Genomic DNA, 26,179 nt, shown 5'->3' on the forward strand with positions numbered 1-26,179 from the left:
CGCAGTTCTCTGGCATACGGGGGAAGCGCGCACGTACAGCCACGGGGAAATCGTCCATTCAGACACGACCGATCGGTATGACCGGCATCTCTGCGGATTGGGGCGCATTCCATGACACCAACGCTCGTCCGGCACCACACGCAGGCGAAGCAGCCCGCCTCCGTGGACACCGGTTCCCGCGCCCGTGACTGGGCCGAGATCCAGGAGCGGATGCTCGCGCCGCTCTACGAGGCGGTGTACACGCGGCTCGAGGTAGGGCCCGCCACTCGGATGCTCTCGCTCGGCTGCGGCTCCGGGCTCGCGCTGCTGATCGCGGCCGGCCGCGGGGCACACGTCACCGGCGTCGACCCGGACCTCGAGCGCCTGGCGCTCGCCCGGATCCGGCTGCTGCCCGGCCCCGAGGACGGGGGCGGGTCCGGATCCGCCGAACCGCAGCTCCTGGAATCCCTGCCGGACCCGGCCGCCGGCCACGAGCCCTACACCCTGATCACCGCGTTCACCCCGATCGGCTGCTCCCCCGACGACGGGGAGGAACTGGTGCGGACGCTCGGCGCCGCGGTGCCCTCGGCGGGACGGCGCAGCACCGTCGTCCTGACCGGCTGGGGGCCGCCCGAGCGGTGCGCCACCGATGCCGTACTGCGGGTGGCGACCCGGCTCGCGGAGGGCTCGGACTCCTCGCGGGCCGCGAGCGGGCGCGGAGCGCGGCGGGACGACCTGGAGAACGTGGCGTTCCGGGCCGGGCTGAAGCCGGACGGCTCGGGGCGGGTGGCGTGCCCGTTCGGCTACGCGGACGTGGACAGCGCGGTACGCGGCCTGCTGTCGACGCGGCTCTTCGACTCCGCGGTACGGGCCACGGACCGCTCCCAGGTGGAGAAGGAGGTGGCGGAGGCCCTGCATCCGCATCTGCGCCGGGACGGCACGGTCTGGATGCCCAACGTGTTCCGCTACCTCGTCTGCAGCACCACGTAGCACCTCCCGGGTGCCGGCCCCGTGCGGGCCGGCACCGGTAACGGCTACTTCGCCGCCCGGGTGATCCCGGCCGCGCGGTAGGCGTCCGCTTCGTCCAGCGTCTCGTTCGCCAGAAGCGCCGCGGCCAGCGAGTCCAGCCGGTCCCGGTTCTCGCGCAGCATCCGGCAGGCCGACTCGTAGCACTCGTCCACGATGCGGCGCATCTCACCGTCCACCGCGTCCAGCGTCGCGGGCGCCGCCGACAGTCCGTACGCCTGCTGCGCGTCACCCGGGACGGCCGTCAGCCGGCCCACCTTGTGGCTCATGCCCCACCGGCCCACCATGCCCCGGGCGAGATGGGTGACCTGCTCCAGATCGCTCTCCGCGCCCGTGGTGATGACCCCGAACACCACCTGCTCGGCCGCCATGCCGCCGAGCGCGCCGATGATCCGGCCGCGCAGGTACTCCTCGGTGTATGCGTACTTGTCGGCGTCCGGCGTCGAGAGCGTGACTCCCAGCGCCCGGCCGCGCGGCACGATGGTGACCTTGCGGACCGGGTCCGCGCCCGGCTGCAGCATTCCCAGCAGCGCGTGGCCGCTCTCGTGGTACGCCGTCCGGCGGCGGTCCTCGTCCGACATGACGAGCGAGCGCTCCGCCCCGAGCTGGACCTTCTCCAGCGCGTCCGAGAAGTCGGCGCCGCCGACCTCCGGCTGTCCCCGCTTCACGGCGAGGAGCGCGGCCTCGTTGGCGAGGTTGGCCAGATCCGCGCCGGTCATCCCCGGAGTCGTGCGGGCCACCTGGGCCAGGTCCACGTCCTGGGCCATCGGGATCTGCCGGGTGTGGATCTCCAGGATCGCCTCCCGGCCTTCCTTGTCCGGCGGGCTGACCTGGACGATCCGGTCGAAGCGGCCGGGCCGGGTGAGCGCCGGGTCGAGCACGTCGGCACGGTTGGTCGCCGCGAGCACCACGACTCCCTCGGACCCGGAGAAGCCGTCCATCTCCGTGAGGATCTGGTTGAGCGTCTGCTCGCGCTCGTCGTGTCCGCCCATGCCCGAGCCACCGCCACGGGCCCGGCCGATGGTGTCGATCTCGTCGATGAACACGATGGCGGGCGCGACTTTGCGCGCCTCGGCGAACAGCTCCCGGACCCGTCCGGCACCGACCCCGACGATCATCTCGATGAACTCGGAGGCCGAGGCCGAGAAGAACGGCACCCCCGCCTCCCCCGCGACCGCCCTCGCCAGCAGCGTCTTGCCGGTGCCTGGGGGTCCTGCGAGCAGCACGCCCCCGGGCATCCGGGCGCCCATCTTCCGGTAGGCGTCCGGGTTCTTGAGGAAATCGACGACATCGTTGAGCTCGCCCTCGACCTCGTCGATGCCCGCCACGTCCTTGAACGTCGTGCGCCGGTCCCCCTCCAGCTCGACCGGTTTCGGCGGGGCCTTGCGGCCGAAGCCGCCCATCGCGCCACCCGCCCCGCCGCGTGACATCCGCCGGGCGATGAACACCCACAACAGGACGAGCAGCAGCATCGGTGCCAGTGAGATCAGCAGGTTGGCGAGGAAACTGCGTTCCTTGACGACAGGTTCGGCGGTGACCGTGACATCGTCCTTGACCAGTTCTGCCCAGAGGTTGTCATCGGCGAAGGCGGGCCGCTGGGTGACGAACTTCGTGTACGTGTCGTCGCCCCCCGGGACCTTCGCCTCCTTCTTCAGCTGCCCCTGGATGGCATCGCCCTTGGAGTAGATCTTGGAGACGTTGCCCGAGGTGACCTGCTTGCTGAACTCCGTGTACGCGATCGTCGGCTCGTCGTCGCCGTTGAAGAACGACAGCACCAGATTGGCGATCAGGTAGACGACCAGCGCGGTGAGCAGGAGTCCGCCCCAGCCTCCCGGCATCTTCCGGCCGGGCGGCGGGGGCTTCGGTGCCCCCTCGGAGCGCCAGGGCTGGTCGGTGCGGTCGCGGGGAGGTACGGGGTTGGTCACGCGGTCTCCTCTGCCGACAGCCATGGAGCCGACATTAAGGGAGAAACAGGGGCGAAGCCCTCGGGGCGGCGGTCCGATGGGCCCATGGAGGGACCTCGCCACACCCCGCGTACGCGCCGAGGGGGCGCCCGCCGTGAAGCGGGCGCCCCCTCGGGGACGTGACAGCCGGGTCGTGACTCGGCGGGGTGGTCAGCCCATGAACTTCTTGAACTCGTCGGGCAGCTCGAAGTTCTTGTCGTCCTGACCGGCCGGCAGACCGAACGCGCCGCCCTGGGCCGCCTGCTCGCGCCGGGCCGCCTCGGCCTGCTCCTCGGCCTTGCGCTTCATCGGGTTACCGCTCTTGCGCTTGCCCTTGGCCTGCTTGACCTGCTTCTTCTGCCGGCCGGGGCCGCCACCCATGCCCGGCATCCCGGGCATCCCCGGCATGCCACCGCCCTGAGCCATCTTCGACATCATCTTGCGGGCCTCGAAGAACCGCTCGACCAGGTTCTTCACGGCGCTGACCTCCACACCGGAACCCTTGGCGATACGAGCCCGCCGCGAGCCGTTGATGATCGTCGGCTCGGCGCGCTCCTTCGGGGTCATCGACTTGATGATCGCGGCGGTGCGGTCGACGTCGCGCTCGTCGATGTTGTTGATCTGGTCCTTGATCTGCCCCATACCGGGCAGCATCCCGAGCAGCTTGGAGATGGAGCCCATCTTCCGGACCTGCTCCATCTGGGCCAGGAAGTCGTCGAGCGTGAAGTCCTTTCCGCCCTTGCTGGACGCCAGCTTGGAGGCCATTTGAGCGGCCTCTTCCTGGCTGAAGGTCTTCTCCGCCTGCTCGATCAGGGTGAGCAGGTCACCCATGTCGAGAATGCGGGACGCCATGCGGTCGGGGTGGAAGGCGTCGAAGTCCTCGAGCTTCTCACCGTTCGACGCGAACATGATCTGCTTGCCCGTGACATGGGCGATCGACAGGGCCGCACCACCGCGGGCGTCACCGTCGAGCTTGGAGAGCACCACGCCGTCGAAGCCGACGCCGTCGCGGAAGGCCTCCGCGGTGTTGACCGCGTCCTGGCCGATCATCGCGTCGACGACGAAGAGGATCTCGTCCGGGCTGACGGCGTCGCGGATGTCCGCCGCCTGCTGCATCAGCTCCTGGTCGATGCCGAGGCGGCCCGCGGTGTCGACGACGACGACGTCGAACTGCTTGTTCCGGGCGAACTCGATCGAGTCCTTGGCGACCTTGACCGGGTCACCGACGCCGTTGCCCGGCTCCGGCGCGTACACCGCGACGCCGGCGCGGTCGGCGACGACGCTCAGCTGGTTGACGGCGTTGGGGCGCTGGAGGTCACAGGCGACGAGCAGCGGGGAGTGGCCCTGGCTCTTGAGCCACAGGCCGAGCTTTCCGGCGAGGGTCGTCTTACCGGCACCCTGGAGACCGGCGAGCATGATGACGGTGGGAGCGGTCTTGGCGAACCGCAGCCGCCGGGTCTCGCCGCCGAGGATGGAGACGAGCTCCTCGTTGACGATCTTGACGACCTGCTGGGCCGGATTCAGCGCCTGGGAGACCTCGACGCCGCGCGCCCGCTCCTTGACATTGGCGATGAAGGCCCGGACGACGGGGAGGGCGACATCGGCTTCCAGCAGGGCGATACGGATCTCGCGAGCCGTGGCGTCGATGTCCGCCTCGGACAAGCGGCCCTTGCCCCTGAGGTTCTTGAAAGTCGCGGCAAGGCGGTCGGAGAGAGTATCGAACACGGCGCTCGTCGGTCCTCAGGGTCGGGGGCGGGGTCAGGTAGTCGTCCCCCAGGGTATCCGGACGCCGGAGAACGCAAAGCCCTCGCCCGGTTCTCGTGACGGACGAGGGCCTCTTTACGCGGTCGCAGGGTTCAGCCGAGTGCCTTCTCGATCTCCCGGGCCAGCTCCGCGGCCCGCTCCGCGGACAGCGGCTCGCCTTCGGCGTCCGTCACGTAGACGGTGTCCACCGCGTTCGCCCCCAGCGTCGACACGTGTGCGCTGCGCACCCGTACCGCGCTCTGTTCGAGAGCCCGGCCGATCCGGTGCAGCAGCCCCGGAGCGTCCTGGGCGCGTACCTCGATCACCGTGGCCAGCTGCGAGCCGGCCGCCGCGACCGTCACCCTCGGCGGCGGGGCCTTCACGCCACGGCGCCGCGGGTAGGCCGCCTCACGCTCGGCGAGACGGGCCCTGATGTCCAGGGAGCCGTCCAGGGCCCGTACGAGGTCGGCGCGCAGCCGGGCCGCCTGGGGCAGGGAGCCGTACTCGGCCGCGACCCGCCAGCTGAGCAGCAGCAGGTCCGCGGTCTCGCCCAGTTCGGTGGGGAGCTCCACGGCCCGCAGGTCGGCGGCCCGGACGGTGAGGCGGTGCAGGGCGAGGACCCCGGCGGCGGCGGGGAGCACGCCGGGCCGGTCGGGGAGGGCGATGAGGAGCTCGACGCCGACGGGCTCGGGGCCGCCGTCCTCGTGCGGGGCCTCGGGCTGGGTGTGCAGGGCCAGGACCGGCTCGCCGGTGCGCAGGGCCTCGATGGCCAGGCGCTCCTGCTCGGCGCCGGGCGCCTCGGGCGCGGGTTCCTCGGGCTCCTCGCCGGCGAGGACCGACGCGACGCGCCTGACCAGGTCGGAGACGAGGGAGGCGCGCCAGGTGGACCAGGCGGCGGGCCCGGTGGCGAGCGCGTCGGCCTCGGTGAGCGCGTGCAGGAGCTCCAGCGTGGCGGTGCTCCCCACGGCGGTGGCGACGGCGCGCACGGTGGCCGGGTCGTCGAGGTCGCGGCGGGTGGCGGTCTCAATGAGCAGCAGATGGTGGCGTACGAGCGTGGCGATGACGCCCACGTCGTGCTGGTCGAAGCCGATCCGTGCGGCCATGTCGCGGGCGATGACCTCACCGGCGACGGAGTGGTCGCCGGGCCAGCCCTTGCCGATGTCGTGCAGCAGCGCGGCAACGAGCAGGAGGTCGGGGCGGCCGACGCGACGGGTGAGGGAGGAGGCGCGCACGGCCGCTTCGACGAGGTGGCGGTCCACGGTCCAGGTGTGGACGGGGTTGCGCTGGGGCCGGCAGTGGACCCGCTCCCAGTCGGGCAGGAGGCGGGTGATGAGCCCCTCGGCTTCGAGCGCCTCCCAGACGGGGACGGTGGCCTCGCCCGCACCGAGGAGCGTGACGAGTTCCTCCCGGGCCTCGGCCGGCCAGGGCACCGGCAGCGGTTTGGCGGCGCCGGCGAGGTGGCGTACGACGTGGCGGGAGAGCGGGAGTTCGGACTGGGCCGCGGCGGCGGCGGCCCGCAGGACGAGGACCGGGTCGCGTTCGGGCCGGGCGGTACGGGCGAGGACGACCTCGCCGTCGGCCTCGACGACACCGTCGGCGAGCGGGGTCCGGTCGGTGGCCGGGGCCCGGCCACCGCCCAGCATGGCGCGCAGCCTGGGGCGGACCGAGCGGGCGCGCAGCACCCGGTTGACCTCGCGCCAGGTGACGTCGGTGGCGTAGGAGACGGTGCGGGCTGCCTCGTACACCTGGCGCAGCAGTGCGTCGGCGTCGAGGAGGCCGAGGGCGGCGGCGACCTGGTCCTGTTCCTGGAGCGCGAGCCGGTCGGTGGCGCGGCCGGTGGTGAGGTGGAGGGCGTCACGGGCGTCGAGGAGGACGCGGCGGGCCTCGGCGAGGCCTTCGCGGGGGGCGTCGGCGACCCAGGAGGCGGCGACGGCGCGCAGGGCGGTGGCGTCACGCAGTCCGCCCCGGGCCTCCTTGAGGTCGGGTTCCAGGAGGAACTGGAGCTCCCCCTGCCGCTCGGCCCGTTCGCGGCAGAGCTCGTCGAGTGCGGGCAGGCGCTTGGGCGCCTGGTTCCGCCAGTCGGCGAGGATCGCGGTGCGCAGCGAGGCGACGAGCCCGAGGTCCCCGGCGACGGGCCGGGCGTCCAGGAGGCCGAGCTGGACCTTGAGGTCCTCGCCGGCCGTCTTCCGGGCCTCGGCAGGGGTGCGTACGGAGTGGTCGAGGGCGAGGCCCAGGTCCCAGACGGGGTACCAGACACGGTCGGCGAGGGCCGCGACCGCTCCGGCGTCGGCGCTGCCGTCGTGCAGGAGCAGGAGGTCGAGGTCGCTGCGCGGGGAGAGCTCGCCGCGGCCGTAACCGCCGACGGCGACGAGGGCGGCGCCCCGGACGCCGGCGTGTTCGGCCGCGCCGGAGAAGAGGGCGGTGAGCCACTCGTCGGTGAGCGCGGCGAGGGCCGCACGGCGCGGCGGCCCGGACTGCGCCTTCTCCTGGAGAAGGCGCAGCCGGGCCGCCGCGTAGCCGCTGGGTCCCGAGTCCTCGGATTCGGTGGTCACTTCGGTGCTCGTCACCCAGCTGCCTTTCCGTGTGCGGAACAGTCGGTCAGAGTGCGTCCGGGCCGCGTTCTCCGGTACGGACCCGGATCGCGGTCTCGACCGGGACGCTCCAGACCTTGCCGTCACCGATCTTGCCGGTCCGGGCGGCCTTCACGACGACGTCGATGAGCTGTTCGGAGTCCTCGTCCTCGACGAGGACCTCGATGCGGATCTTGGGGACGAGGTCGACGGTGTACTCGGCGCCCCGGTAGACCTCGGTGTGGCCGCGCTGACGCCCGTAGCCGCTGGCTTCCGTGACCGTGAGGCCCTGGACGCCGAAGGCCTGGAGGGCCTCCTTGATCTCGTCAAGCCGGTGGGGCTTCACGACTGCGGTGATGAGCTTCATGCGTCCACCTTCTTGTTCGTCGGGGCTGCCGTGGTGCCGGGCGCGGGGGGCGTGGAGCGGGAGGACGAGCCGCCGCCCGCACCGCTGAAGTCGTAAGCGGTCTCGGCGTGCTCGACCTGGTCGATACCGGAGACCTCGTCGTCCTCCTCGACCCGCATCCCGATCGTCTTGTCGAGCAGGAAGGCGAGGATCGCGGAGACGACCAGAGAGTACGCGAGGACCGCGAAGACACCGACGGCCTGCTTGCCGAGCTGGTCGAACCCACCGCCGTAGAAGAGGCCCTTGGCGTCGGACTGGACGCCGCCGGTGGCGAAGAAGCCGATGAGGAGGGATCCGGCGACACCGCCGACGAGGTGGACGCCGACGACGTCCAGGGAGTCGTCGTAGCCGAACTTGTACTTGAGGCCGACGGCCATGGCGCACAGCACACCGGCGATGGCGCCGACTGCGATGGCTCCGAGCGGGCTGACCGCGCCGCCCGCCGGGGTGATGGCGACGAGTCCCGCGACGGCGCCCGAGGCGGCACCGAGGGTGGTGAAGGAGCCGTGGCGGAGCTTCTCGTAGCCGAGCCAGGCGAGCATCGCGGCGGCGGTGGCGACCTGCGTGTTGACGAACATGACCGCGCCGACACCGTCGTCGTTGCCGAGCCACGAGCCGGCGTTGAAGCCGAACCAGCCGAACCACAGGAGGCCCGCGCCGAGCATGACGAGCGGCAGGCTGTGCGGCCGCATCGGGTCCTTCTTGAAGCCGACGCGCTTGCCGATGACGAGGATCACACCGAGGGCCGCTGCACCCGCGTTGATGTGGACGGCCGTACCACCGGCGAAGTCGATGACGCCCAGCTCGAAGAGCCAGCCGCCGGCGCCCCAGACCCAGTGCGCGACCGGGAAGTAGACGACGGTGACCCAGAGGGTGATGAAGAGCGCCCAGGAGGTGAACTTGACCCGGTCGGCGAGGGCACCGCTTATCAGGGCCGGGGTGAGCACGGCGAACATCAGCTGGAAGACGGCGAAGACGTACACCGGGATGGTGTAGCCGTCCCAGAGTTCCGTGACGCCGATCCCGCTGAGGCCGACGAAGTCCTGGCTCCATCCGATGATCGAGCCGGCGTCGGTGCCGAAGGCGAGGCTGAATCCGTAGAGCACCCACAGGATCGTGACGATCCCGAGGCTGATGAAGCTCATCATCAGCATGTTGAGGGTGCTCTTGACGCGGACCATGCCTCCGTAGAAGAAGGCCAGGGCCGGGGTCATGAGCATCACCAGGGCCGAGCAGATGAGCATGAACCCGGTGTTGGCGGCAGACAGCGTCGGGGCGTCTGCTGCAAGCGTCGTGATGCCTGGGGGCATCGGCGTCTCCTCGTCGTCGGTGCGGCCGCGTGCGGGCGATGGGGGCACAACCACGTGCGGGACCACTGGGAAAAGGTGCGGGTTGGTTATGCGCCATGAGATTCACCCAGCGCCGTTTCCGCCGATGCCACACGATGTTTCGCCGCAGTGACTAAGACGACTGCCGTGTTACGTCCCCATGAACCGCCCGTGCCGTACCCACGCTCGGGCCTACTCTGCGGCCGGAGCCGCATACGGTGCGGTTGCGACGCTCCGGCAGGGGAACGACCACACGAACCGGCCACGACGGTCACCCGCTGACCAGGCAATCGGGGGAGCCGAAGTCGGTCGGTGCGGGGTGGCCGTCGTGGCCGGAGTAGAGGTGCTGCTCAGACCGCTTCGGCGGTCTCGGGCAGTTGTTCGGTGAGAAGATCGGTGAGCCGGGCGACCTCGGGAATGTCTCCGAAGTCCCTGGCAGCGGTGTCGACGGTCTTGCGCAGCCGGGTGTTGACCCGCTCCGAGCGGACCTTCCTGGCGACGCGCAACGCCTTCTCGGCCAGCACGGTGGACTGCTCGGGTTCGCGCTTGAGGAGGTGGACGGTGGCGAGGCCGACCAGATTGAGCGCGTACGACCGCTGGTGCTCGTCGTCCTCGCCGAAGAGCTCGACCGCCTTCTGCATGACCGGTTCGGCGAGTGAGGCGTATGTGGGGCTGCGACCGGCCACATAGGCCAGGTCACGGTAGGAGTGGGAGTTCTCGCCGTTGAGCTCGGCCTCGGAGAAGAAACGGATCCAGTCGGGCTCGGGCTCGCCGTCGATCCCCGCGTCGAGGAAGGTGTCCTCGGCCATCCGGACGGCCCGCTTGCACTTGCTGGGCTGGCCCATGTTGGCGTAGGCGCGGGCCTCCATCGCATACAGCATGGCCTGGGTCCGCGGGGTGGCGCAGTCGCGGCTGCCGTACTGCGCGAGGTGGATGAGCTCGAGCGCGTCGTCGGGGCGGCCGAGGTGGATCATCTGGCGGCTCATGCTGGACAGGACGTACGAGCCCAGCGGCTTGTCGCCGGCCTCCTTGGAGGCGTGCAGGGCGAGCACGAAGTACTTCTGGGCGGTGGGCTGGAGGCCCACGTCGTAGCTCATCCAGCCCGCCAGTTCGGCCAGTTCGGCGGCGCAGCGGAACAGCCGCTTCGCGGTGGCGGCCGGCTGCGGCTCCTGGAGCAGGTCGGTGACCTCGTGGAGCTGGCCGACGACGGCCTTGCGGCGCAGTCCGCCGCCGCACTGGGCGTCCCACTGGCGGAACATCGCGGTGGTGGATTCCAACAGGTCGAGTTCGGGGCCGGAGAGCCGGGAGGGGCGGCGGGCGGCATCGGCCGACTCCGGCTCGACGGACCCGCCGGAGGCGACGGGCACCAGCCAGCGCTGCATGGGTTCGATGAGGGCGGGTCCGGCGGCGAGCGCGAGCGAGCTGCCGAGGAATCCGCGGCGGGCGAGCATCAGGTCGCTGCGGGAGAACTCGCTGAGCAGGGCGACGGTCTGAGGTCCGGCCCAGGGCAGGTCGACACCGGCCACGGAGGGCGCCTGATGGGCGGCGCGCAGCCCCAGATCCTCGACGGCGACGACGGAGCCGAAGCGCTCGGAGAACAGCTCGGACAGGATGCGCGGGATCGGTTCGCGCGGCTGCTCACCGTCGAGCCAGCGCCGCACCCGTGAGGTGTCGGTGCTGATGTGGTGGGCGCCCATCTGACGTGCCCTGCGGTTCACCTGCCGGGCGAGCTCGCCCTTCGACCAGCCGCTGCGCACGAACCATGATCCCAATTGCCCGTTGGGGCGCTTACCGGCATTCGCATCGCCTGCGCCACTGCCACTCACTGGAACGCCCCCATCCGCCGAATACTGTCGCGCGAACCTCTATCAGAATGCCGCGAACCGATGCTGTCCGTATGCGGGTTGCCCACCATCGAACAGAAAATCGGGTTGCCTCCGGCATACCCATGGGCGCACATACTTCCATGGTTCGTGTACCGACGGTAATCCTACGATCACCCCTCGGCGAGGGCGTTTACAGAAACGCCACCATTCGCCACCCCTTCGAATGAACGCCACTGCGGCCGGGCGCGATTCACTTGACAGAGAGCGATCAGCGGTGGGCGCAGTGATGCACTCAGGGGCGCGCGCAAGGTCTCGCACCCCCGGGGCGCACCCCGCCCTCGCGCCGGTCGCCAGGTACGACGGAGTGTGACATCGGACTTCCGCTTCGTAACCACCGGCGCGTTGGACCCGTTGGAGGGGGCATGGGCTTCACGATCGGCGGTATCCGCGAGATGCGGTCCGGCGCGCGGCGCCGCGGCCGTGCGGCCGAGGGCACCGCGGTGGCCGAGTACACGGGGCTGTGGGGCTGGGCGGTCGTGCCCGGCGCGCGCGCCGCGGACGGCAACTGCTCCTGCGGAGCGCCGGGTTGCCCCTCCCCCGGCGCGCATCCACTGGACTTCGCGCGGGAGGTTCCCGCCGGGGCGACGCTGGAGGCGGCGGCGCGTGCGTGGGCCGAGGTCCCCGGTGCCTCGATGCTGCTGCCGGTCGGCCGCAGCTTCGATGTGCTCGACGTCGCGGAGCAGGCGGGGCGGCGGGCCCTCGTGCGGATGGAACGCATGGGGCTGCCGCTGGGCCCGGTGGCGGTGACCCCGGCCGGCCGGGCGCAGTTCTTCGTCGCGCCCGGCGCGGCCGCCGAGCTCCCGCGGCTGCTGTACCGGATGGGCTGGGACGACACGGGCCTGGACCTGCGGGCGTTCGGCACGGGCTCCCACATCACCGCGCCGCCGTCGGACCAGGGCGGCCTCGGCCCGGTCCGCTGGCTGCGTCCGCCGGCCCTGGACACTGCGGCGGCGCCCCCGGAGGCCCGGCTGCTGCTGGGCGCGCTGGCGTACATCTGCCACCGGCTGGCCCCCTGCGGCTGAACGGCTGCAGCGAGGAGCCCGGCCGCGCACCGTGCGGCCGGGCTCCTCGCTGCAGTGGGGGGTTCAGTCCCCGATCAGGGCGTCCACGAACGCCTCCGGCTCGAACGGAGCCAGATCGTCCGGCCCCTCGCCGAGACCGACCAGCTTCACCGGCACGCCCAGCTCGCGCTGGACGGCGATGACGATGCCGCCCTTGGCGGTGCCGTCGAGCTTGGTGAGGACGATGCCGGTGATGTCGACGACCTCGGCGAACACCCGCGCCTGGACCAGGCCGTTCTGGCCGGTGGTGGCGTCGAGGACGAGCAGGATCTCGTCGAGCGGTCCGTGCTTCTCGACGACCCGCTTGACCTTGCCGAGCTCGTCCATCAGCCCGGTCTTGGTGTGCAGCCGTCCCGCCGTGTCAATGAGGACGACGTCGGCGCCCTCCGCGATGCCCTCCTTCACGGCGTCGTAGGCGATCGACGCCGGGTCGCCGCCCTCGGGGCCGCGCACGGTGCGGGCACCGACGCGCTCGCCCCAGGTCTGGAGCTGATCGGCGGCGGCGGCACGGAAGGTGTCGGCCGCGCCGAGGACGACGCTGCGGCCGTCGGCCACGAGCACCCGGGCCAGCTTGCCGGTGGTGGTGGTCTTGCCGGTGCCGTTGACGCCGACGACCATCACGACGCCGGGGGTCTCGGCGCCGCCCTCCGTCCTGACCGCGCGGTCGAAGTCGGTGCCGAGGAGCGCGAGGAGCTCCTCGCGCAGCAGCCTGCGCAGCTCGTCGGGGGTACGGGTACCGAGGACGCGGACGCGCTCCCGGAGCCGTTCGACCAGTTCCTGGGTGGGTGCGACGCCGACGTCGGCGGTGAGGAGGGTGTCCTCGATCTCCTCCCAGGTGTCCTCGTCGAGGTTGTCCCGCGACAGGAGCGTGAGCAGCCCCTTGCCGAGGGAGCTCTGCGAGCGGGCGAGCCTGGCCCGCAGCCGTACGAGACGGCCGGCGGTGGGCTCGGGGACGTCCAGCGCGGGGGCCGCGGGCGTCTCCGGTTGGACGGTTTCCGGGGCCTCCGCGGGCGGAAGGCCGACCTCCTCCATGGTGCGGCGCGAGGTGTCGCGCGGCGTCTCGGCCTCCTCGCCGACTTGGGGCTCGGCGGGAGGAGTGATGGTCGGCGTGCTCGACGGTGCCGGGGGCAGCTGCTTCTTCTTGCGGCTGCTGACCACGAGCCCGCTGATCACGCCGACCGCGACCAGGGCGATGACTACAGCAAGGATGACGAATTCCATAACGCACCCAGTATCGGTCACGTGCGGCGACAAGCGAGGGATGCGGGGTCCCGCGGGGGCCGAGTACGTGCACCAGCTCCTGAACCGTGACGTCACCGCCCCCCAGCCGCACGCCCTCTGCCCGCGGGCGGACCCGCGGCGCCCCCGAATGCGCTGGGCATTACGCGCCATATGTCGGTAACGGTACGATCATGGCCGTGGAGACCCGTGGGCTGGACCCCGTCCCCGACAGCGAGCGCACCGGCCGGGTCCGGGCCCTGTTCCCCACCTGGGCGGCAGCCAACATGACCGTGCTGCTCCTCACCATCGGTGCGGGGCTCGTCGTCTTCGACGGGCTGAGTCTCTGGCAGGTGCTCGTCGTCGCGGTCGCGGCTCCGGCCGTGTCGTTCGGCATGGTCGAAATGATCTCGGTCGCGGGGCGCAGCGGCGGTGCCCCCGGCATGGCGCTCTCCCGGGCCGTCTTCGGCCAGCGGGGCAATCTGGCACCCGGTGCGCTGATCTGGGTGGCCCGCTGGGGGTGGGAGACGGTGAACGCGGTCACCGGGGCGTACGCCCTGCTGGCCGTACTCGGCCTGCTCTTCGGGGTCCGGAGCACCTCGACGCTGATCGTGGTGACGCTGCTCGCGTTCGTCGCGAGCAGCTTCGCGCTGTCGGGGCTGGGCATGCGGGCGCTGCGGCTGTGCTGCACCTGGTCCGCGTACCTCTTCGGCGGGTTCAGCGTCCTGGTCCTGGTGCACCTGGCGGGCGCGACGGCCTGGCCGGCGGTGCTGGACCGGCCGGCCGGTCCGACGTCGGCGATGATCGCGGGGATCGGCACCCTGGCGGCGGGTGGCATCAGCTGGGCGCCCACCGGGCCGGACTTCACCCGCTATCTGCCTCGCTCCTCGTCCGGGCGGGCGATGGTCGCGGCGACCGTGGGAGGCGCGGGGATCGTGTTCCTGCCGATGGTGCTGATGGGGGCGGTGATGGCGGTCGGCACCCCGGGGCTCGCCGTCACCCGTGACCCGGTCTCGTTCATCGGGGTGCTGCTGCCCGACTGGATCTCGGTTCCGTATCTGGCCGTCGCGGTGCTCGGCATGGTGCTGATCAACGCCATGTCGATGTATTCGGCCGGATTCACCGCCCAGACCCTGGGGTTCACGATCCCGCGCACCTGGGCCGTCGGCGTGAACGCGGCGATCAGTCTGTTCCTGGGATCGTTGCTGATGCTCGTGGCGAGCAGTTTCGTCGACTCGTTCGTCTCCTTCCTGAATCTGCTCGCGGTGACGTTCTCGGCATGGATCGGCGTCTTCGGCGTGGATCAGCTGCGGGGCCGCGCCTACGACCCGGTGGCACTCATGGACACCACGCCCGCCGGGGCCTACTGGTACGCGGGCGGTTTCGCGTGGACCGCGGTGGGGGCCTGGGCGGTGGGCCTGGTGGTGGGGCTGCTGTTCACGGGCGTGGAGTGGTTCTCCGGTCCGCTCGCGACGACCTGGACGGGGCGCAACGGGCTCGGCTGGGCGGTCACGGTCCTCGTCTCGGGCGGTCTGTACGCGGTACTGCCGCGGCCCCCGGCAAGGCGCCGGACCGCACCCCTACACTTCTGACGCTACGTCAGCTAAGGTCCGGCCTCGCCCAGCCCGCCCGGCAGGACCCAGGGGGACAGCGTCATGGCCTTCACCGTCGTCCGTTTCAACCTCGTCGACCCCGACGCCACCCCGGGGCCGCTCTCGGCCCGTTACCGCGCGGCGCTGGACATGGCCGCGTACGCCGACGAGCACGGCGTCGACACGGTGCAGACCGAGGAGCACCACGGGGCCGCCAACTCCTGGCTGCCGTCCCCCTTCGTCCTCGCCGGGGCCGTCTTCGGCGCCACCCGCCGGATCGCGGTCACGGTCTCCGCGGTCATCGGGCCGCTGCACGACCCGCTGCGGCTGGCCGAGGACATCGCGGTGCTCGATCTGCTGAGTGCGGGCCGGCTGGTCACGGTCGCGGGGATCGGCTACCGGCCCGAGGAGTACGAGCGGGCAGGCGTCGAGTGGGGCAGGCGGGGCCGGCTCCAGGACGAGGTGCTGGAGACGCTGCTGCAGGCATGGACCGGGGAGCCCTTCGAGTTCCGCGGCCGTACGGTCACGGTCACCCCTCGGCCGTACACCCGCCCGCATCCGCTGCTGCTGGTGGGCGGCAGCTCACGGGCGGCGGCGCGGCGGGCGGCCCGGCTGGGGCTGCCGCTGTTCCCGAGCGCGCATCTGCCGGAGCTGGAGGCGTACTACCACGAGCAGCGTGCGGAGCACGGTACGGAGGGCTTCTGCATGATGCCCGCGGCCGAGACGCCGCTGCTGCACGTGTCCGAGGACCCCGACCGGACCTGGGCCGAGTACGGCGAGCACTTCCTGCACGAGGCGCGTACATACGCCTCCTGGCAGTCCAAGGACATCCGTTCGGCCGTCCGCTCGGCGGCGACGACCGTGGCGGAGCTCCGGGACGAGGGCGTCTACCGGATCGTCACACCGCAGGAGTGCGCCGCTCTGGCCGGGGAGCTCGACAGTCTGGTGCTGCACCCCCTGTGCGGCGGCATGCCGGTCGAGGAGGGGTGGCGCAGCCTACGGCTGTACTGCGGGGCGATCGGGGGGTGAACGTGCGTACGGCCCCGTCCCGCGGGCGCGGGACGGGGCCGTACGTCTTCGAGGAGACGGGCAGCGGGGATTAACCCATCTCCTCCAGCGCCTTGCCCTTGGTCTCCTTCACGAACTTGATGACGAAGGGGATCGAGAGCGTGGCGAAGCAGGCGTAGATGATGTACGTGCCGGACAGGTTCCAGTCGGCCAGGCTCGGGAAGCTCGCGGTGATCGCCCAGTTGGCGATCCACTGCGCGGACGCGGCGACGCCGAGTGCGGCGGCGCGGATCCGGTTCGGGAACATCTCGCCGAGGAAGACCCAGACCACGACGCCCCACGAGAGGGCGAAGAAGAGCACGAAGACGTGGGCGGCGACGAGTGCGACCACGCCCTGGGTGGTGGGGAGTTTTCCGTCGACCAGGTCGGCGGAGAAGGCCCAGGCCTCGAAGGCGAGGGCGACGGCCATACCGCAGGAACCGACGAGGGCCAGCGGGCGACGGCCCACCCGGTCCACCAGGACCATCGCGATCACCGTACCGATGATGTTGATGATCGAGGTCGTGAAGGAGTAGAAGAACGAGTCGGTCGGGTCGATGCCGACCGACTGCCACAGCGTCGCCGAGTAGTAGAACGCCACGTTGATACCGACGAGCTGCTGGAACACCGACAGGCCGATGCCGACCCAGACGATGGGCAGGAAGCCGAAGCGGCTGCCGAGCAGGTCCCTGAAGCTCGACTTGTGCTCGCGGTGCATCGCGGTCTCGATCTCGGCGACCCGGGCGTCGAGGTCGATGTTCTTGCCCTCGACCTCTTCGAGGATCTGCCGGGCCCGGTCCTTCTTGCCCACGGAGATCAAGAAGCGCGGGGACTCGGGGATCGCGAACGAGAGGAGTCCGTAGAGCACTGCGGGCACGACCATCACGCCGAGCATCCACTGCCAGGCTTCGATCCCGCCGATCTTGCCGCGCTGGTCACCGTCGGCGATCTGCAGGATGCCGTAGTTGACCAGCTGGGAGATGGCGATGCCGATGACGATCGCTGCCTGCTGGAAGGAGCCGAGGCGTCCGCGGTAGGCGGGCGGGGAGACCTCTGCGATGTACGCCGGGCCGATCACCGACGCCATGCCGATGGCGAAGCCGCCGATGATGCGCCACATCGCCAGGTCCCAGAGCGCGAACGGGAGCGCGGAGCCCACGGCGCTGATGGTGAAGAGCACCGAGGCGATCTGCATGCAGCGGATACGGCCGATGCGGTCGGCGATGCGGCCGGCCGTGGCCGCGCCGATCGCGCAGCCGATCAGGGCGATGGCGATGACCTGGGCGAGCGTGCCGGAGCCGATGTCGTACCGGCTGCGGATCGCTTCGACGGCACCGTTGATCACGGAGCTGTCGTAGCCGAAGAGGAAGCCACCCATGGCGGCCGCGGCGGTGATGAAGATGACATGGCCGATGTGGTCCGGATGAGCCGCCCGGGCTCCGGACTCCGGTCCCTGCGATGTGCTGGTCACATGAACTCCTGGGGCCTGGCCGCAACGTCAGGCATGGGGGGTGAGCTCTTTAAGTGGCGCATAACTTCCGCTCTGCCACCACTTGAAGACAGAAACGACGTTGCAGAGACTATGCGTTCAAGTTATGAAGTCAACAGTGGGGTCCAGCCAGACGGGTACCCGGGAACTCGCGAAGGCTTACTTTGAAGTCTTGAAGATTCCGTGAAGGCTCAGCGCAGTCGCTGACTGATCACCTTGGACACGCCGTCGCCCTGCATCGAGACGCCGTACAGCGCGTCGGCGACCTCCATCGTCCGCTTCTGGTGCGTGATCACGATGAGCTGGGAGCTCTCCTGGAGCTCCTCCATGATCCGGATCAGCCGCTGCAGGTTGGTGTCGTCGAGCGCCGCCTCGACCTCGTCCATCACATAGAACGGGCTCGGCCTGGCCTTGAAGATCGAGACCAGCAACGCCACCGCCGTCAGGGACCTTTCCCCGCCTGACAGCAGGGAGAGCCGCTTGACCTTCTTGCCCGGCGGCCTGGCCTCGACGTCCACACCGGTCGCCAGCATGTTGTTCGGATCGGTCAGGATGAGCCGCCCCTCACCGCCGGGGAAGAGGCGCGAGAAGACACCCTCGAACTCCCTGGCCGTGTCCCGGTACGCCTCGGTGAAGACCTGCTCGACCCGCTCGTCGACCTCCTTGATGACCTGCATCAGATCGGCCCGGGTCTTCTTCAGGTCCTCCAGCTGCTCGGAGAGGAACTTGTGCCGCTCCTCCAGCGCCGAGAACTCCTCCAGAGCGAGCGGATTCACCTTCCCGAGTTGCTGATACGCCCGTTCGGCCGATTTCAGCCGCTTCTCCTGTTCGGCCCGGACGAAGGGCTTCGGCTGGTTCCGCGGGTGCTCCGGGTCCTCCGGCAGTTCCTCCCCCTCGGCAGCGGGGGACGGCGGGACGAGCTGGTCGGGGCCGTACTCGGCCGCCAGACCGGCCGGCTCCACGCCCAGTTCCTCCAGGGCCTTCGCCTCCAGCTGCTCTATGCGCAGCCGCTTCTCGGCGCCGAGAACCTCTCCCCGGTGGACCGAGTCCGTCAGCTTGTCGAGCTCGCCCTTGAGCTCGCGGCCCCGGTGGCGTTCGGCTGCGAGCTCCCGCTCCCGCTCGGCCTTGGACGCCTCGGCGGCGGCGCGCTCCTCCTGCGCCCGCACGACGGACACCTCGACGTGCGCGAGCAGCTGACGGGCGCCGGAGGCGACGGCCGATGCCACCGCGGCCTCGTGACGCAGCCGGGCACGGCGCTGCTCGACGCGGGCGCGGGCCTCGCGTTCGGCGCGGGCGCCCCGGTCCAGGGAGTCGGCGCGGCCGGCAAGGGCTTTGACCCGTTCCTCGTGCGTACGGACCTGGAGCCGGGCCTCCATCTCGGTCTGCCGGGCGTTGGCCCCGTCGGCGGCGAGCCGGTCGCGCACAGCGGTGTCCGGCTCGTCGTCCGCACCGTCCTGCGCGGCCTCCTCGGCCACCAGCAGCCGCTCGGCCAGCTCCTCGGCCTCCTCGGTCGCCCGCTCCAGGGCCTCCTGGGCGCGGGCGGCGGAGGCGGTCATCCGTTCGGCCTCCCCGGCAGCCCCGCGTGCCTGGCCGGCCAGGCGGCCGAGCTGCTGGGCCACCCCGGACTTCTCCCGCTCCGCCGCCCGGCGGCGCTCCCCCAACTCCTCGACGAGCGCCGCGCAGTCTGCCCGCCGCTGGACCGCGCTCCGCTGCGTCCCGGCCAGCTCCGCGCATCGCACGGCGAGCTCGGCCAGCTCGGCCGCCGCCTCGTCCACGGACGCCCGGACCTCCAGGAGGCTGGGCGCCCCCGGCGAGCCGCCGTGCGCGAAGTGGGCGGAGAGCACGTCCCCCTCACCGGTCACCGCCGTCAGCTCCGGGTGGGCGGCGACCAGATCCTCCGCATCCTCCAGCGTTCCCACGACCACCATGTGCCGCACCAGCCTGCGGACCGCGCCCATCAGTCCTACGGGGCCGCTGACGAGATCGGCGACGGCGGGAGCGCCCCCGCCGCCGGCGAGGGCGAGAGCGGTCATCTTCTCGACGGGCTCGGCTTCGGCTTCGGCTTCGGCCGGGCCCGGGAAGGTGGGAGACGCGGTGGGCTCCGTGGCCCGCTGTGCGGGTTCGGCGCCCTGCCCCGGGACGTGCGCGCCGCCGGTCGGTGGCGCCGGGTGGGCCTGCGCACCCTGACCGGGTACATGGCCCGTGGCATCGGATCCGCCCGGAGCGGCGCCGCCCGCGCTCCGGCCCCCACCGCCGCCGAGCAGGAGCGAGGCACGCCCCGCGTCCTGCTTGCGGAGCAGCCGGATCGCCTCCGCCGCCGTGGCCGCGTCCGTCACCGCCACCGCGTCCGCCGCCGCGCCCAGCGCCGCGGCCACCGCGATCTCGTGTCCCGGGGCCACCGTGAGCAGTTCGGCGGCCGGCCCGAGAAGACCGGCCAGCCGGTCCCGGGCGTCGAGCAGCGCACCCGTACCGTCCTTGCGGCGCAGCCCGAGGGCCAGCGCGTCATGGCGGGCCGCGACCGCGGCGCGCTCGCGTTCGGCGGTGGTGAGGTCCTCCCTGGCCGCGGAGAGAGCCCCCTCCGCCTCCCTCAGTGCGCCCCGGGCGGCCTCGTGCCGTTCGCCGAGCTCCGTGTCCCCGGCGTCCAGTCCGTCGACCTCGGACTTCAGCTGCTCGTACTCCTCCTGGGCCCGATCCGCCCGCTCCCGTGCCTCGTCGCGCGAGGCGGCCAGCCGGTCGATCTCCGACTGCGCCGAACCTGCCCGGCCGCGGGCCGCGTTGACCTGTCCGTTCAGCCGGGCGAGCCCTTCGCGGCGGTCCGCGAGCGCGCGGGCCGCGTCCTTGAGCCTGCGTTCCTCGGCCGCGAGGTCCCGTTCCAGTCCGGCCCGGTGGGACGCGGTGTCCTCCAGCGCGTGCTCCGCCGCCTCCAGCGCTGCGGTCAGTTCCGCCTCCTGCTCGCGAATCCGGGCGGCCTCGCGCTCCATGTCCTCGGGATCGCGGCCGCGCCGCTCCTCCTCGGGCGGCGCGGTGGCGCTCGTCACCCGGGCGTCGGCGAGCGAGACGGTTCCGCGTACGCGTTCCGCCAACTGCGACAGTTCGTACCAGGTCTGCTGGGCGCGCTGAAGCCGGGGCGCCAGCCGCCGTACCTCGCCCTCCAGTTCGGCCTCGCGCGCGAGGGCGGCCTTCAGTTCCGTCTCCGCCGCCTCGCGGCGCTGCTTCAGCGCGGCCTCGTCCGCGATCTCGCTGCGCAGCGCGGTGTGCAGGCGCACCAGGTCGTCGGCGAGGAGACGCAGCCGGGCATCGCGCAGATCGGCCTGGATGACGGCGGCCCGGCGGGCCACCGCGGCCTGCCGGCCGAGTGGTTTCAGCTGCCGCCGCAGTTCGTCGGTGAGGTCCTGTACACGGGCCAGGTTCGCCCCCATCGCGTCCAGCTTCCGCAGCGCCTTCTCCTTGCGCTTGCGGTGTTTGAGGACACCCGCGGCCTCTTCGATGAAGGCGCGGCGCCCCATGGGGTCCGCGTGGAGCACGGAATCCAGCTGGCCCTGGCCGACGATGACGTGCATCTCACGGCCGATTCCGGAGTCCGAAAGGAGTTCCTGGATGTCCAGCAGCCGGCAGGTGTCGCCATTGATCTGGTATTCGCTGCCGCCGTTGCGGAACATGATCCGAGTGATCGTCACTTCGGCGTACTCGATGGGCAGTGCACCATCGGAATTGTCGATGGTCAGCGATACTTCCGCCCGGCCGAGCGGCGGCCGCCCGGTGGTGCCGGCGAAGATGACATCCTCCATCTTGCCGCCGCGCAGGGATTTGGCCCCCTGCTCCCCCATGACCCAGGAGAGCGCGTCCACCACATTGGACTTGCCCGAGCCATTCGGGCCGACCACACACGTGATCCCGGGTTCGAACCGCAGGGTGGTGGCGGAGGCGAACGATTTGAAACCACGCAGGGTCAGGGCCTTGAGGTGCACGCCGCCGGACTCTACCTTTCACTCTCGGTTTCGCTGATGAAGGTGCAGGGCACATCAGACGGTAAGGGAAGGGGTGTACGTCCGGGGCGGGGCGGGCGCAGTCCGGAGGGGAAAAGAAAGAAGGGACGCCGAAGCGTCCCTTGCAAATCTTGTGCAGTGCTGCCGGATCCGGTGCAGTGCCACATCAGCAGATCCGTCGGCCTCCATGAAGGCGCGCGTGCCCGGATCAGTGACGAGGCACATGATGAGGCAGATCAAGAGCAATTGATCTTCAATGATCCGGTGACGATCCGGCGATGGTCCCGTGCGGCTGACGCGTGCAGCCCGACCGGCCCCTGGGGGCCATCGGTCAGGTCAGCGCCGGCTCCGCCTGAGGTACGTCGATGTCGATGCTGTCGAGCAGCGACTCTTGGTGCTGGGCGGCGGCATTGAGCGCGTCGTTCTCGTCCTGAATCCGTACGAGCTCGGACTCAAGATCTTGGACGCGCTGCTGAAGCCGTCGCATCTCGGCGAGGAGTCGCGGATCGGAACCGCCGACGTAACCGAGAAGCGCCTTTGCCATGATGGATGGTCCTCCACACTGAGTGACCGACCGATGCGGTGTGGGTCGTGAGGGAATCGCACCCGCGGTGTTCGGCAGTGCTCTGTGCTCACTGCTGTTCTGCTGCCAAACAGCTCTGCCGAACAGCTAAGGTGCGCGGGGATTTCAGCGTCTCACCAAAAAGTTTGACGGTCAACACGATCACACCCTGTAGAGGCGGGCGTCCCGGGGGCGCGCGGCTTGACGATCATGCGGCGCGACTCTCCAGCGGGGCCCTCAGGGGCACGGAGATCATCCTTACTGCCGCAGCCTGGCACGGCAACCGAATCTTGGCAACCATCGGGTCATTCCGCAGGTCATTTCATGTGTACGCATGACCGCACCCGTCGCCGTCACCCCCCGGCGCGCCTCGAACACGGCCCGAACACAAGCCGTGTTCCTCCCCCGCCCGGAGGTCGCCTCAGCGGATCGCGAATCCCTCGTATCCGCCCCGCGGCGTGTCCCAGATCTCAGTGACCCCGTCAACGCGCCCGGGTGTGTCGTCCGAGCGCAGCCAATCCAGCAGACGGTGGCAATTCTCACGCCCCCCTTCGGCCACAACCTGCACTCTGCCGTCGTCGAGATTGAGGGCGAATCCGGCGAGGCCGCCGATCTCCAAAGCGTTTGCCCTGGTAAACCAGCGGAACCCTACTTGCTGTACTCGACCGCGTACCCAAGCGGTGAGCCGTACATCTTCGTTCATGCCCGAACGCTAACCGGCCAATTGCTCTCGGAGCACTTCTCGGCGATTCGTCATGGCGTACAGTCCCCTCGCAATAGCTTCACTCGATCGGGTGAGCCAGGGTGCGCCGACAACGGCGTCCAGATCGTCAGAAGGGCACAGCAGATGGGACGCCACCGACGCTCCGCCGCAGCTCCCGCCGCTGAACAGCACGCGGAGGGAACCGCAGGCCGGACCCGAGACGCGCACCGCAGGAAGCGGTCCGGCATACCGGTACGTACGGGACTGCTCGGTGTCTCCGCGGCCTTGGCCGTGGGCGCCGTGGCGGTGGCCTCCGGACTGCTGCCCGGCGGCGACAACTACAACGTGAGTGGCGGCCCCGCCGCCGACCACGTGCGCTCCGAGGGAGCCCCGGACCTGCTGACGCAGGGCGGCTCCACGACCGCCCCGGCAGACCGCGAGTCCGCGTCCACCGCGGCCGACCGCGGCACCGGACGCGCCAAGGCGCCCGCGAAGTCGGGCTCCCCCGAGGCCGGCACACCGTCCGCGTCGCCCTCCCGGACGTCCGCGCCGACGAAGGCGAAGACGAGGACGAAGGAGGCAGCGGCCACGGCCACGGAGCAGGCGCGGCGCTCCGCCGCCCCGACGAAGGCCCCGGCCGCACCCGTGAAGAGCTCGGCACCGACTGCTTCCACGTCGAGCCCCGCCAAGCCGACGACCAAGGCTTCGTCCTCCGCACCGGCCGCCCGCAAGACCACCGCGCCGGCCGCCGCCACCTCGGCCCAGGCCGCGGTGCTCGCCCTGGTCAACCAGGAGCGCGCCAAGGTCGGCTGCAGTCCGGTGACCGCGAGTTCCTCACTGGCCTCGCTCGCCCAGAACTTCAGTGACGACATGGCGGCCCGCGGATTCTTCGACCACACCGACCCGGACGGACAGTCCCCGTGGGACCGCGCTTCCAAGGCCGGCGTCTCGGGTCTCGGCGGTGAGAACATCGCCCGCGGCCAGGCCGACGCCGAGGCCGTGATGGAGGCCTGGATGAACAGCGACGGCCACCGCGCAAACATTCTCAACTGCGACTACAAGACGCTCGGCGTCGGTGTCCACTTCGGATCCGGCGGCCCGTGGTGGACGCAGGACTTCGGCTTCTGAGACTCCCGGGACGCTCCTGAACAGCGCCTCGTCCCGCATCACCACCCGCTCCGGCCTCGTACGCCCCACTCGCTCACCCACGGATTGCGCAACCCCGTGGAAAGCGCTGTGCGGGCGTACGCTGGTTTTCATGGAAGAGACCGGCAGCAGCGCACCGGGCGAGTGCGGCCCGGACGGCACCCTCCCCTTCGACGTGTTCTCCCGGAAGTGCCCCTCGCGCGGCACCCTGGAGCACGTCACCGGGCGCTGGGGCAGTCTGACGCTCGGCGCGCTGTACGAGAGCAGCCTCAGGTTCAACGCGTTGCGGCGCCGGGTCGACGGGGTGAGCGAGAAGATGCTCTCCCAGACGCTGCATGCGCTGGAGCGCGACGGACTGGTGCACCGCGAGGCGCAGCCGGTCAATCCGCCACGCGTCGACTACGAGCTCACGCCCCTCGGGCGGCAGGTCGCCGGGCAACTGCTCGGCCTCATTCAGCTCGTCGAGGGCCGGATGCCCGAGGTCCTCACGGCACGCGCCCAGTACGACGGGGCCCACGCAGACCGCGTCTGAGGCTCTACGGGCGCGGCGGCCGCTGGCAGCGGGGGCAGAAGTAGCTCGACCGGTTCATCCAGGCGCGGCGCCGCATCGGCGTACCGCAGCGATGGCAGGGCTCGTCCTCGCGCCCGTAGGCATCGAGCGAGCGGTCGAAGTAGCCCGACTCGCCGTTCACGTTCACGTAGAGGCTGTCGAAGCTCGTGCCGCCCTGCGCGAGCGCCGCGTTCATCACGTCGCGGACATGGCCGAGCAGCTCGGCCGACCTGGGGCGGGTGAGGGTTGCCGTCGGCCGGTCGTAGTGCAGCTTGGCGCGCCAGAGCGCCTCGTCCGCGTAGATGTTGCCGACGCCGCTGATCAGTGACTGGTCGAGCAGAGCGCGCTTGACCGTCGTTCGGCGAAGTCGCAGCGCGGTGTGGAACGCGGCGTCGTCGAAGGCCGGGTCCAGTGGGTCGCGTGCGATGTGGGCGATGATGTCGGGCAGCCCCTCGCCGGTGTTCTCGTGGAGGGAGAGCCCGCCGAAGGTGCGCTGGTCGACGAAGCGCAGTTCGGTGCCCACGGTGTCGTCGAAGCGGATCCTGATCCGCAGATGCTTCTCGTCGGGTGTCCCCTCGGGCTGTACGAGCAGCTGACCGCTCATGCCGAGGTGGCCGAGCATCGAGGTGGCCGCGTCGTCGAGCGGCACCCACAGGTACTTGCCCCGGCGCATGGCCGTGCCCAGGCGGACACCGCCGAGCCGGGCCGCGAAGTCCGCGCCGCCCGCGAGGTGCCGGCGGACCGCGCGCGGGTGCAGGACCTCGACCTCGCCGACGGTGCGCCCGGCGACCCAGCGCTCGAGCCCGCGCCGGACGACTTCGACCTCGGGCAGCTCGGGCACGGTGTCGCTCCTGAATCAATCGGTGGCTGGATCTGCTTGCGGACAGAGAGAACCCCCCGGTGCGCTGGGCACCGGGGGGTTCTCGGGGTCAGGCAGGAGCAACGTCCGTGGACGCCGGGTCGGCAGGGGTGTCGGCGGCCCCTCCGTCGGCCGCGGACTTCTCCGCTGCCTCCCGTGCTTCCGCGGCGGCGCTGATCTCGCGCCAGGCGGACTCGGCCGCCTGCTGCTCCGCTTCCTTCTTGCTACGGCCGGTGCCGGTGCCGTACGAGACACCACCGACGCGAGCAGCAGCAGTAAAGGTCTTCTCGTGGTCCGGGCCGGTCTCCGTGACGAGGTACTCGGGGACACCGAGGCTCTCGCTCGCGGTGAGCTCCTGGAGACTGGTCTTCCAGTCCAGGCCGGCACCGAGGTTCGAGGACCTGTCGATCAACGGGTCGAAGAGCCGGTGAACCAGCTCCGAGGCCGCGTCGAGGCCCTGATCGAGATAGACCGCACCGATCACCGCTTCAAGGGTGTCGGCAAGGATGGACGCCTTGTCCCGGCCACCCGTGCCCTCTTCACCTCGGCCGAGCCGGATGAAGGAGCCGAGTTCGAGGCCGCGGCCCACTTCCGCAAGCGCACGCGAGTTGACCACCGCGGCCCGCAATTTGGCCAGCTGGCCTTCAGGCAGGTCGGGGTGAGTGCGGTACAGCGTGTCCGTGACCACCAGTCCGAGCACCGAATCCCCGAGGAATTCGAGCCGCTCGTTCGTGGGCAGACCGCCGTTCTCGTACGCGTACGAACGATGGGTCAGCGCACGCACCAGAAGGGCGGACTCGAGGTGGTACCCGAGCCGCCCTTCCAGAAGCGTGTGGGACGAGGCTGTGTTGACGTTGTCTGCCTGCTTCTTGGCGTGGGACAACTCAGACATCGGGCCTCTCACCAGCCGCTCAGACCTCGAGGACCTGGCGCTTGTTGTACGTGCCGCAGCTGGGGCACGCGATGTGCTGCAGCTTCGGCTCCTGGCAACGCTCGCACGAAACCAGGGTGGGGACCGCAGCCTTCCACTGCGACCGGCGGTGGCGCGTGTTGCTGCGCGACATCTTCCGCTTCGGAACAGCCAC

The 26,179-nt window shown here is 70.9% G+C and carries 20 protein-coding genes; 6 read left to right on the forward strand and 14 right to left on the reverse strand.

Going from position 1 to position 26,179, the window contains the following annotated elements; genetic code table 11:
* Nucleotides 1-111: 111 nt before the first annotated feature.
* A complete protein-coding gene (locus ABZ434_RS15470; protein WP_359135788.1) occupies nucleotides 112-969 on the forward strand; it encodes an SAM-dependent methyltransferase in 858 nt (285 codons plus the stop codon).
* A 44-nt stretch (nucleotides 970-1,013) separates the two neighbouring features.
* Here the strand turns inward: ABZ434_RS15470 and ftsH are convergent, their stop codons facing one another.
* The 6 genes from ftsH to ABZ434_RS15500 form a co-directional block, all read right to left on the reverse strand.
* On the reverse strand, nucleotides 1,014-2,930 hold the full coding sequence (gene ftsH / locus ABZ434_RS15475; protein ID WP_359135790.1) for an ATP-dependent zinc metalloprotease FtsH: 1,917 nt from the start codon (nucleotides 2,928-2,930) through the stop codon (nucleotides 1,014-1,016).
* A 189-nt stretch (nucleotides 2,931-3,119) separates the two neighbouring features.
* On the reverse strand, nucleotides 3,120-4,673 hold the full coding sequence (gene ffh / locus ABZ434_RS15480) for a signal recognition particle protein (protein ID WP_359135792.1): 1,554 nt from the start codon (nucleotides 4,671-4,673) through the stop codon (nucleotides 3,120-3,122).
* Nucleotides 4,674-4,804: 131 nt separating this feature from the next.
* Complete coding sequence (locus tag ABZ434_RS15485; RefSeq protein ID WP_359135794.1) at nucleotides 4,805-7,258, reverse strand: [protein-PII] uridylyltransferase; 2,454 nt, start codon at nucleotides 7,256-7,258, stop codon at nucleotides 4,805-4,807.
* Nucleotides 7,259-7,289: 31 nt separating this feature from the next.
* Entirely contained in the window at nucleotides 7,290-7,628 is a 339-nt protein-coding gene (locus ABZ434_RS15490) for a P-II family nitrogen regulator (protein ID WP_136330688.1), read from the reverse strand.
* Nucleotides 7,625-8,977, reverse strand: a complete 1,353-nt coding sequence (locus tag ABZ434_RS15495; RefSeq protein ID WP_359135797.1) for an ammonium transporter — start codon at nucleotides 8,975-8,977, stop codon at nucleotides 7,625-7,627. The genes ABZ434_RS15490 and ABZ434_RS15495 overlap by 4 nt, the downstream gene beginning before the upstream one ends.
* Before the next feature lie 368 nt (nucleotides 8,978-9,345).
* The gene (locus ABZ434_RS15500) at nucleotides 9,346-10,821 is read right to left on the reverse strand and encodes a hypothetical protein (RefSeq protein ID WP_359135799.1); all 1,476 of its coding nucleotides are present in this window, start codon (nucleotides 10,819-10,821) and stop codon (nucleotides 9,346-9,348) included.
* A gap of 422 nt (nucleotides 10,822-11,243) precedes the next feature.
* Between ABZ434_RS15500 and ABZ434_RS15505 the strand changes: the two genes are divergently transcribed.
* Nucleotides 11,244-11,903, forward strand: coding sequence for a bifunctional DNA primase/polymerase (locus ABZ434_RS15505; RefSeq protein ID WP_359135801.1), 660 nt, complete (start codon nucleotides 11,244-11,246; stop codon nucleotides 11,901-11,903).
* A 63-nt stretch (nucleotides 11,904-11,966) separates the two neighbouring features.
* Here ABZ434_RS15505 and ftsY read toward each other — a convergent pair whose 3' ends face one another.
* Nucleotides 11,967-13,163, reverse strand: a complete 1,197-nt coding sequence (gene ftsY / locus ABZ434_RS15510; RefSeq protein ID WP_359135803.1) for a signal recognition particle-docking protein FtsY — start codon at nucleotides 13,161-13,163, stop codon at nucleotides 11,967-11,969.
* Nucleotides 13,164-13,354: 191 nt separating this feature from the next.
* Here ftsY and ABZ434_RS15515 point away from each other — a divergent pair, with 191 nt between their 5' ends.
* Nucleotides 13,355-14,752 (forward strand): cytosine permease, encoded by a 1,398-nt coding sequence (locus ABZ434_RS15515; protein WP_359135805.1) that lies wholly within the window; start codon nucleotides 13,355-13,357, stop codon nucleotides 14,750-14,752.
* Nucleotides 14,753-14,815: 63 nt separating this feature from the next.
* The gene (locus tag ABZ434_RS15520) at nucleotides 14,816-15,781 is read left to right on the forward strand and encodes an LLM class flavin-dependent oxidoreductase (protein ID WP_359135807.1); all 966 of its coding nucleotides are present in this window, start codon (nucleotides 14,816-14,818) and stop codon (nucleotides 15,779-15,781) included.
* Nucleotides 15,782-15,851: 70 nt separating this feature from the next.
* On the opposite strand, the gene ABZ434_RS15525 is transcribed toward ABZ434_RS15520, so the two are convergent.
* The 4 genes from ABZ434_RS15525 to ABZ434_RS15540 all read right to left on the reverse strand — a co-directional run bounded on the left by ABZ434_RS15525 (nucleotide 15,852) and on the right by ABZ434_RS15540 (nucleotide 22,539).
* Complete coding sequence (locus ABZ434_RS15525) at nucleotides 15,852-17,270, reverse strand: sugar porter family MFS transporter (RefSeq protein ID WP_359135809.1); 1,419 nt, start codon at nucleotides 17,268-17,270, stop codon at nucleotides 15,852-15,854.
* A 209-nt stretch (nucleotides 17,271-17,479) separates the two neighbouring features.
* Nucleotides 17,480-21,256: an AAA family ATPase gene (locus ABZ434_RS15530; protein ID WP_359135811.1), complete on the reverse strand. Its 3,777-nt coding sequence runs from the start codon at nucleotides 21,254-21,256 to the stop codon at nucleotides 17,480-17,482.
* A 349-nt stretch (nucleotides 21,257-21,605) separates the two neighbouring features.
* Nucleotides 21,606-21,818: a hypothetical protein gene (locus ABZ434_RS15535; RefSeq protein ID WP_018551753.1), complete on the reverse strand. Its 213-nt coding sequence runs from the start codon at nucleotides 21,816-21,818 to the stop codon at nucleotides 21,606-21,608.
* A gap of 439 nt (nucleotides 21,819-22,257) precedes the next feature.
* The gene (locus ABZ434_RS15540; protein ID WP_359135814.1) at nucleotides 22,258-22,539 is read right to left on the reverse strand and encodes an acylphosphatase; all 282 of its coding nucleotides are present in this window, start codon (nucleotides 22,537-22,539) and stop codon (nucleotides 22,258-22,260) included.
* Between the two features lie 144 nt (nucleotides 22,540-22,683).
* Here ABZ434_RS15540 and ABZ434_RS15545 point away from each other — a divergent pair, with 144 nt between their 5' ends.
* Together ABZ434_RS15545 and ABZ434_RS15550 are read left to right on the forward strand one after the other, a co-directional pair.
* On the forward strand, nucleotides 22,684-23,667 hold the full coding sequence (locus ABZ434_RS15545) for a CAP domain-containing protein (protein WP_359135815.1): 984 nt from the start codon (nucleotides 22,684-22,686) through the stop codon (nucleotides 23,665-23,667).
* 130 nt (nucleotides 23,668-23,797) lie between these two features.
* On the forward strand, nucleotides 23,798-24,217 hold the full coding sequence (locus tag ABZ434_RS15550; protein WP_359135817.1) for a helix-turn-helix domain-containing protein: 420 nt from the start codon (nucleotides 23,798-23,800) through the stop codon (nucleotides 24,215-24,217).
* Nucleotides 24,218-24,221: 4 nt separating this feature from the next.
* Here ABZ434_RS15550 and mutM read toward each other — a convergent pair whose 3' ends face one another.
* From mutM to rpmF, 3 genes are all read right to left on the reverse strand, one after another.
* A complete protein-coding gene (gene mutM / locus ABZ434_RS15555) occupies nucleotides 24,222-25,076 on the reverse strand; it encodes a bifunctional DNA-formamidopyrimidine glycosylase/DNA-(apurinic or apyrimidinic site) lyase (protein ID WP_359135819.1) in 855 nt (284 codons plus the stop codon).
* An 88-nt stretch (nucleotides 25,077-25,164) separates the two neighbouring features.
* Nucleotides 25,165-25,986, reverse strand: coding sequence for a ribonuclease III (rnc, locus tag ABZ434_RS15560; RefSeq protein ID WP_359135821.1), 822 nt, complete (start codon nucleotides 25,984-25,986; stop codon nucleotides 25,165-25,167).
* A gap of 19 nt (nucleotides 25,987-26,005) precedes the next feature.
* On the reverse strand, nucleotides 26,006-26,179 hold the full coding sequence (gene rpmF / locus ABZ434_RS15565; RefSeq protein WP_003965982.1) for a 50S ribosomal protein L32: 174 nt from the start codon (nucleotides 26,177-26,179) through the stop codon (nucleotides 26,006-26,008).

It is taken from the genome of Streptomyces sp. NPDC005761, from assembly GCF_040630635.1.
Classification (GTDB): Bacteria; Actinomycetota; Actinomycetes; order Streptomycetales; family Streptomycetaceae; genus Streptomyces.

Bases quoted from the DNA above. Each gene is read 5' to 3' on its own strand.
- ABZ434_RS15545 (WP_359135815.1), top strand. From the start codon at position 22,684: ATGGGACGCCACCGACGCTCCGCCGCAGCTCCCGCCGCTGAACAGCAC.
- ftsY (WP_359135803.1), bottom strand. From the start codon at position 13,163: ATGGAATTCGTCATCCTTGCTGTAGTCATCGCCCTGGTCGCGGTCGGC.
- ABZ434_RS15520 (WP_359135807.1), top strand. From the start codon at position 14,816: ATGGCCTTCACCGTCGTCCGTTTCAACCTCGTCGACCCCGACGCCACC.
- ABZ434_RS15495 (WP_359135797.1), bottom strand. From the start codon at position 8,977: ATGCCCCCAGGCATCACGACGCTTGCAGCAGACGCCCCGACGCTGTCT.
- rnc (WP_359135821.1), bottom strand. From the start codon at position 25,986: ATGTCTGAGTTGTCCCACGCCAAGAAGCAGGCAGACAACGTCAACACA.
- ABZ434_RS15535 (WP_018551753.1), bottom strand. From the start codon at position 21,818: ATGGCAAAGGCGCTTCTCGGTTACGTCGGCGGTTCCGATCCGCGACTC.
- ABZ434_RS15505 (WP_359135801.1), top strand. From the start codon at position 11,244: ATGGGCTTCACGATCGGCGGTATCCGCGAGATGCGGTCCGGCGCGCGG.
- ABZ434_RS15540 (WP_359135814.1), bottom strand. From the start codon at position 22,539: ATGAACGAAGATGTACGGCTCACCGCTTGGGTACGCGGTCGAGTACAG.
- ABZ434_RS15515 (WP_359135805.1), top strand. From the start codon at position 13,355: ATGGCCGTGGAGACCCGTGGGCTGGACCCCGTCCCCGACAGCGAGCGC.
- ABZ434_RS15550 (WP_359135817.1), top strand. From the start codon at position 23,798: ATGGAAGAGACCGGCAGCAGCGCACCGGGCGAGTGCGGCCCGGACGGC.
- ABZ434_RS15470 (WP_359135788.1), top strand. From the start codon at position 112: ATGACACCAACGCTCGTCCGGCACCACACGCAGGCGAAGCAGCCCGCC.
- ABZ434_RS15490 (WP_136330688.1), bottom strand. From the start codon at position 7,628: ATGAAGCTCATCACCGCAGTCGTGAAGCCCCACCGGCTTGACGAGATC.